The organism is Streptomyces katrae (assembly GCF_000966975.1).
In the GTDB taxonomy this organism is placed as follows: Bacteria; Actinomycetota; Actinomycetes; order Streptomycetales; family Streptomycetaceae; genus Streptomyces; species Streptomyces katrae.
In genome coordinates, this window is sequence record NZ_JZWV01000423.1 from 1 (window position 1) to 6,939 (window position 6,939).

At 75.7% G+C, this 6,939-nt stretch carries 4 protein-coding genes and 1 pseudogene; 2 read left to right on the forward strand and 3 right to left on the reverse strand.

All coding sequences use genetic code 11. The features are described from left to right. The first annotated feature begins 3 nt into the window (after nt 1-3). Both VR44_RS16250 and VR44_RS16255 read left to right on the forward strand, forming a co-directional pair. Nucleotides 4-990 carry a GlxA family transcriptional regulator gene (locus VR44_RS16250; protein ID WP_052713637.1) on the forward strand — a complete coding sequence of 329 codons (987 nt, stop codon included), beginning with the start codon at nt 4-6 and terminating at the stop codon, nt 988-990. After that, entirely contained in the window at nt 987-3,800 is a 2,814-nt protein-coding gene (locus VR44_RS16255; protein ID WP_052713636.1) for a SpoIIE family protein phosphatase, read from the forward strand. The genes VR44_RS16250 and VR44_RS16255 overlap by 4 nt, the downstream gene beginning before the upstream one ends. 15 nt (nt 3,801-3,815) lie before the next feature. Here VR44_RS16255 and VR44_RS16260 read toward each other — a convergent pair whose 3' ends face one another. From VR44_RS16260 to VR44_RS16270, 3 genes and pseudogenes are all read right to left on the reverse strand, one after another. Beyond that, nucleotides 3,816-5,879, reverse strand: a complete 2,064-nt coding sequence (locus VR44_RS16260) for a SpoIIE family protein phosphatase (protein WP_045948216.1) — start codon at nt 5,877-5,879, stop codon at nt 3,816-3,818. Between the two features lie 164 nt (nt 5,880-6,043). Next, nucleotides 6,044-6,532, reverse strand: coding sequence for a DUF3574 domain-containing protein (locus VR44_RS16265; RefSeq protein ID WP_045948217.1), 489 nt, complete (start codon nt 6,530-6,532; stop codon nt 6,044-6,046). A 91-nt stretch (nt 6,533-6,623) separates the two neighbouring features. Continuing rightward, nucleotides 6,624-6,939: pseudogene (locus VR44_RS16270) on the reverse strand (DNA-binding protein); the annotation flags it as partial.

Consider the following 6,939-nt stretch of genomic DNA (forward strand, 5'->3'; position numbering starts at 1 on the left):
CGCATGCACCGCGTCGCGATCGTCGCCCAGCCCGGTATCCGCGCCTTCGACCTCGCCGTCATCACGGAGGTCTGGGGGCCCGACCGCAGCCGCAGTGGGGTGCCACCGTTCGAGCTGCGCCGCTGCGCCCTGGAGCCCGGGCCCATCGCCCTGCCCGGCGGACTCACCCTCGCCCCCGACCGGGGTCTGGACTGGCTCGACGAGGCCGATCTGGTCGTCGTGCCGGCGCTGGCCGAGCCCTCCGACCCGACGCCCGAGCCGGTGCTGGCCGCCCTGCGGCGGGTGCACGCCCGGGGCGTGCCGGTGGCGGCGCTGTGCGCGGGGGCGTTCGTCCTCGCCGAGGCGGGACTGCTGGACGGACGGCGCGCGGTGACGCACTGGTGGCTGGCCCCGCAGCTGGCCGCCCGGTACCCGGCGGTGCTCGTGGAGGAGGCCCCGCTGTTCGTGGAGGACGACGGGCTGTGGACCTCCGCCGGGGTCGCCTCGGGCATCGACCTGTGCCTGCACCTGGTGCGCGAGGCCCACGGTGCGGAGGCCGCCGCGGCCGTCGCCCGGTCGATGGTGACGGGCCCGTTCCGCACCGGGGACCACGCCCAGTACCTGGACCGGCCCACCCCGGCCGCCGACCGGACCGCCGAGGCGCTGGCCGCCGTACGCCAGCAGGCCCTGCGCCGGCTGCACGAGCCGCTGGACGTGGCCACCCTGGCGCGCTGGGCGGGGATGTCCCCGCGCTCCTTCGCCCGGCACTTCGCGGCGTCCACCGGCACCACGCCCCACCGATGGCTGCTCAGCCGGCGGCTGGACGAGGCCCGCAAGCTGCTGGAGCGCACCGACCACCCGGTGCCCGAGGTGGCCCGGCGGGCGGGGTTCGCCAGCGAGGTCAGCTTCCGCCAGCACTTCGGGGCGGCCTTCGGACGCAGCCCTCGCGCGTACCGCACGGCGGCGGCCAACGCTCCCATAGCCGGCGACAGTGTTAGAAATGGCTCATGACCGGACGTTCGGGTCGGCACAGGGAGACGCGGCCGGCGAGCCTGCTCGCGCGCCTCTCCCTGGCCCGGGACAGTCTCGCCGGTCAGGTCTTCTCCCTCCAGGCGCTCATCGTCCTGCTGCTGATCACGGCCGCCGCCGTGGCCCTGGTCTTCCAGGCCCGCTACGACAGCGAGAAGGATGCCCGCAACCGCTCGCTGGCCGCCGCCGAGGCCTTCGCCCACGGCCCCGGCCTGCCCGCCGCCCTGGCCGCCCCGAACCCCACGGCCGAGCTCCAGCCGCTGGCCGACGGCGCCCGCAAGGCCTCGAACCTCGACTTCATCGCCGTCCTGAGCACCAACGGCGTCCGCTACACCGATGCCCGGCCCGACCTGATCGGCAAGCGCGCCAGCGGCGACTTCGGCAGGGCGCTCGCCGGCGAGCCCTTCACCGAGGTGTTCCGGGGCGCGCCCAGCGACGCGGTCCGCGCGGTGGTCCCCGTACGGGACGCGCAGGGCAGGGTGGTCGGGCTGGTGTCCACCGGCATAGAGATCGAGAACGTCGGCCATGTGGTCGAGGGTCAGCTCCCGCTGCTGATCGGCGCCGCCGCGGGCGCCCTGCTGCTGGGCACCGCCGGGGCCGCCCTGGTCAGCGGGCGGCTGCGGCGCCAGACCCGGGGCCTGGGCGCCGCCGAGCTGGCCCGGATGAACGAGCACCACGAGGCGGTGCTGCACGCCGTCCGCGAGGGGGTGCTGATCGTCGGCGCCGACCACCGGCTGCTGCTCGCCAACGACGAGGCCCGCCGGCTGCTGGACCTGCCGCCCGACGCCGAACAGCGGCACGTCGGCGAGCTGGGCCTCGATCCGCGCACCGCGGAGCTGCTGCTGTCCGGGCGGGTCGCGACGGACGAGGTCCACCTGGCGGGCGACCGGCTCCTGGCCGTCAACGTGCGGCCCACCCCGCCCTCCGCCGGACGGCCGTCGGGCAGCGTGATGACCCTGCGCGACACCACCGAGCTCGCCGCGCTCTCCGGCCGCGCCGAGGTGGCCAGGGAGCGGCTCCAGCTGCTGTACGACGCGGGGGTGCGGATCGGCACCACCCTGGACGTGGCGCGCACGGCGGAGGAGCTGTCGGAGGTGGCCGTGCCGCGGTTCGCCGACTTCGTCACCGTCGAGCTGCTGGAGCCGGTGCTGCGCGGGGACGAGCCCTCGCCGGTGGCGGGGATGCACACCCGGATGCGCCGGGCGGCGATGACGGGGGTGCGCACCGACCAGCCGCTCCAGCCGGTCGGGGACACCATCGTCTTCGCGGTGCCCACGGCCCCGATGGCGGCGGCCCTGGACGCCGGGCAGGCCGTGCTCGCCGCCGACCTGCAGGCCGCGATGGGCTGGCGGGCGGCCGACCCCGCGGGCACCCGCATGGCCCTGGAGTACGGGTTCCACTCGCTGATCTCCGTACCGCTCCAGGCTCGGGGCGTGGTGCTGGGCATGGCGAACTTCTGGCGGGCGGCGAACACCCCGGAGGCCTTCGACGAGGAGGACCTGTCCTTCGCGGAGGAGCTGGGGGCGCGTGCGGCGGTCTCCATCGACAACGCCCGCCGCTTCACCCGGGAGCACGCCACCGCGGTGACCCTCCAGCGCAGCCTGCTGCCCCGGGTGCTGCCCGACCTGAGCGCGGTGGAGACCGCGTTCCGCTATCTGCCGGCGAAGGCCGGGGTGGGCGGGGACTGGTTCGACGTGATCCCGCTGCCGGGGGCGCGGGTGGCGCTGGTGGTGGGCGACGTGGTGGGGCACGGGGTGCACGCGGCGGCGACGATGGGCCGGCTGCGCACGGCCGTGCACAACTTCTCGACGCTGGACATGCCGCCCGATGAGCTGCTGGGGCACCTGGACGAGCTGATCGACCGGATCGACCAGCTGGAGAGCGGCGAACCGGGCGCCGTCGAAGGGCCCGGCGAGGGGCTGGGCGGGGGCGCGGGCGAGGGGGCGGAGGAGCCGGCCGGGATCACGGGTGCCACCTGCCTGTACGCGGTCTACGACCCGGTGTCGGGGCACTGCGTGATGGCCAGCGCCGGCCATCCGGGGCCCGCCCTGGTCCACCCCGACGGGCGTGTGGAGTTCCCCGAGCTGCCCACCGGGCTGCCGCTCGGGGTGGGCGGGATGCCCTTCGAGACGACGGGGCTGGCGCTGCCGGAGGGCAGCCGGCTGGTGCTGTTCACGGACGGGCTGCTGGAGGACCGCGACCGGGACTTCGACGCCGGGCTGGAGCTGCTGGGCCGGACCCTGGCCCGGCCGGGCCGCAGCCCCGAGCAGGCCTGCGGGGACGTCCTCGCCGCGATGCTGTTCCCGGCGCCGAGCGACGACATCGCGCTGCTGATCGCCGAGACCCGGCGGCTGGACCCGCGGCGGATCGCGGAGTGGGACGTGCCCGACGACCCGGCGGCCGTGTCCCGGGTGCGCCGCGCGGCGGCCGGGCAGCTGGAGGCGTGGGGGCTGGAGGAGCTCTCGTTCACGGCCGAGCTGGTCCTCAGCGAGCTGATCACCAACGCGATCCGGTACGGGAACGAGCCGATCCGGGTACGGCTGCTGCACGACCGGAACCTGATCTGCGAGGTGTGGGACGGCAGCAGCACCTCCCCGCACCTGCGGTACGCGGCCACCACGGACGAGGGCGGCCGCGGGCTGTTCCTCGTCGCGCAGTACGCGGAACGGTGGGGCACCCGCTACACGGAGCGGGGCAAGGTCATCTGGGCGGAGCTGTCGCGTACGGCGGGCGCGGAGCCGCTGCTGCCGCCCGGCCTCGACCTGGACTCGCTGGAGGACCTGGCCTGGTGATCCTCGCGGCACCCCTCAGGCGGTGGTGCGGGCCAGGAGGATGGCCACGTCGTCCTGCGGGGCGGTCGGGAGCAGCCGGGTCAGGACGCCCTCGCACAGCTCCTCCAGCGGCCGGGCGGGCTGCCGCAGGGCGCGGGCGAGGCGGTCCATGCCCTCGTCGAGGTCCCGGTCGCGGGCCTCGATCAGGCCGTCGGTGTAGAGCGCGAGGAGGCTGCCGGGGGGCAGCGGGACCGTTTCGGTGCGGAAGGCGCGGCCTCCGGTGCCGAGGGGGGTGCCGGGCTGTCCCTCGAGGAAGGCGACCGTGCCGTCGGCGGTGACCACGGCGGGCGGCGGGTGTCCGGCGCGGGCGATAACGCAGCAGCCGGTGGCCGCGTCGTGGACGGCGTAGACGCAGGTGGCCATCTCGTCCTCGCCGAGGTCGGAGACGACCGCGTCCAGGGAGCGGAGCATCCGCGCGGGCGGCACGTCGTGCCGGGCGAGGGTGCGCACGGCGGTGCGCAGCTGTCCCATGACGGCCGCGGCGTGGATGCCGTGGCCCATGACGTCGCCGATGACCAGGCCGGTGCGGCCGCGGGGCAGCTGGATGACGTCGTACCAGTCGCCGCCGACGTCGTGGTCGCTGGCCGGCAGGTAGCGGCCGGTGAGCTGGAGGCCGGGGACGTCGGGGAGGGCGTTGTTGGTGAGGCTGCGCTGGAGGGTGAGGGCGGCGTGCCGCTGGGTGGTGTACATCCGGGCGTTGTCGATGTTGAGGGCGGCCCGGGCCACGAGTTCGTCGATGAGGACGCAGTCCTGGGCGTCGAAGGGCTCGCGGCTGCGCAGCCGGGTCACGGCGACGGCGCCGAGCACCTTGCCGCGGGCGACGAGCGGGACCATGCGGGCCGAGCCGAGGGTGGCGAGGTAGGCGCGCAGGGCGTCGGCGCGGGGGTCGGTGATCAGGGCGGGGACGTCGGAGGCGTACAGGTTCATGGGGACGCCCTCGGCGATGACCCGTTCGTAGACGGACCCGGCGGGGATCTTGAGGGTCTGGCCGGGGGCCAGGCGGGAGGTGGGTGCGGTGGGGTCGGGGAAGGTGGCGGCGAGGCGGCGCATGACCTGGTGGGTGGCGGCCGGGGCCCCGTGGGTCTCGTCGGGGTCGAGGACGGCTTCGAGGACCTGCACGTCGGCGGAGTCGGCGAGCTGCGGCACCAGCAGGTCGACGATCTCCTGGGCGGTGCGGCCCAGGTCGAGGGTGGTGCCGATGCGGGTGCCGGCCTCGGCGAGGAGGGCGAAGCGGGTGCGGGCGCGTTCGGCCTCCAGCTGGGCGCGCTGGCCCTCGGTGATGTCGATGAGGGAGGCGATCAGGCCGAGGGTGCGGCCGCTGCCGTCGAGGAGGGGGGCGTAGGAGCAGGACCAGGTGTGGTCGTGGCCGGGGTCGGCGGGCGTGCGGCCGGTGCGGCGGACGTCGAGGACGGCGGTGCCCCGTTCGAGCACCTGCCGCATGGTGGCCTCCAGGGCGGCTGCGTTGACCCCGGGGACCACCTCGGTGAGGCGCCGGCCCAGGTGGTCGGCGGCGGGGACGCCGTTCATCCGGGCGAGGGCGTCGTTGACGCGCAGGAAGCGCAGGTCGGGGCCGAGGGTGGCGAGCCCGATGGGGGACTGGGTGAACAGGCTCTGGAGGGCGGCGAGGGAGTCCCGCATGCTCAGGACCTGGGAGGTTTCGACGGCGATGAGCATGGCGCCGCTGCGGCCCAGGGGGTCGGCGGCGGGCACGATCCACATCTCCATGGCGACCTGGTGGCCGTCGCGGTGGCGGACGGGGAGGGTGCCGACGACGGTTTCGCCGGCCTGGACGCGGCGGGTCAGGTCGTCGGCGAGTCCGCGGTTGGCCTCGGGGACGAGGACGGCGGTGCCGGGGCGGCCGAGGATGTCCTCGGGGCGGTGTCCCAGGAGTTCCTGGGCGGCCAGGGACCACTCCACGACGCGCCCGTCCGCGTCCTCGCGCCACAGGGCGATCGGCAGCAGTTCGCGCAGGACGCCCGCGTATCCGACGGCCGCTTCCGGCGGGTCGGGCACCCTGCTCGCCGACTGGTACGTGTCCAATGCACCGACCTCACCCCGAGGGGTCCGATTCGTACCGATTCACCCTATCCGAGGGCTCGGGGTGGGGCGCTGCGGCGGGGGCGGAACGGCGGGGGCGCGGAGGCGCGCCCCCGGGCGCCCGGCGGCGGGGCCGCTCCCCCGCCGCGGGCTGCCCGCCGCGGATGTCAGAAGTCGACCTGGGCGCGGACGTCGGCCCGGCCCACGGACTCCAGCTCCCAGGTCTTGCAGTACAGCTTCCGGATGTACTCGATGTCGGCGTTGCGGGCGGCGGCCTCGCGCACCGGGTACATCACGGTGAGCTCGTACGATCTCTCGCTGTTGATGTCGCCCTCCTTGTCGCGCCACTGGCCGCGCCCCTCCTGGAGGGTCAGCCCGGAGGGGAAGCGGGGGGTGATGACCTCGGCGAGGAACTTGTTGAACTCCGCCTCGGTGATCGGCGGGTTCCCGTTGTGCCGGCCCGTGCCGAAGTAGAGGTGCGTGGAGACGTACGGGCTGCCCAGCTGCTCGGCTGCGGGCTGTGCGGCCGGCGCGGCGGCGGCGGAGGCGGTGGGCGTGCCGAAGGCGGCCTGCGACACCGGACCGCCGAAGGCGAAGAGCAGGGCCGCCGCGGCGAGCAGGCCGGCTGCGGGCGTCGAGATCCTTGGGGAGCGCATGTGGTCGTCCGATCCGTTGAGTGGGTGTGTGTCCGTGTCGCGCGTCGTGGGGCGGGCCGGCGGTCCGTCCCGCCGGGGCGGCCGGGGCCGGCTAGGCGGGCAGGGATTCCCGCACCCGCAGGTGGGCGGCCGCGTCCCGCAGGGAGGCCGGGGCGCCGCGACGGTGGCGCAGGCCGGCCGCGGTGGCGGCGAGGGTCTCGGTCGTGCGGACCGATCCGATGGCGGCGGCCCGGGGGGCGATCCGCCCGATGAGCTCCTCCGCCTCCCGCCAGGCCCCGGCTCCGGCGAAGGCCGCGAGGAGCTCGGCGGTGAACAGGTGCCGGTAGGAGGGGCCGGGCGCGGTGGCGGCCTCGTACAGCAGCGGGATGGCCCGGTCCCAGCGGCGCAGCCGGGCCTGGACCCAGCCC

Bases quoted from the DNA above. Each gene is read 5' to 3' on its own strand.
- VR44_RS16250 (WP_052713637.1), top strand. From the start codon at position 4: ATGCACCGCGTCGCGATCGTCGCCCAGCCCGGTATCCGCGCCTTCGAC.
- VR44_RS16255 (WP_052713636.1), top strand. From the start codon at position 987: ATGACCGGACGTTCGGGTCGGCACAGGGAGACGCGGCCGGCGAGCCTG.
- VR44_RS16265 (WP_045948217.1), bottom strand. From the start codon at position 6,532: ATGCGCTCCCCAAGGATCTCGACGCCCGCAGCCGGCCTGCTCGCCGCG.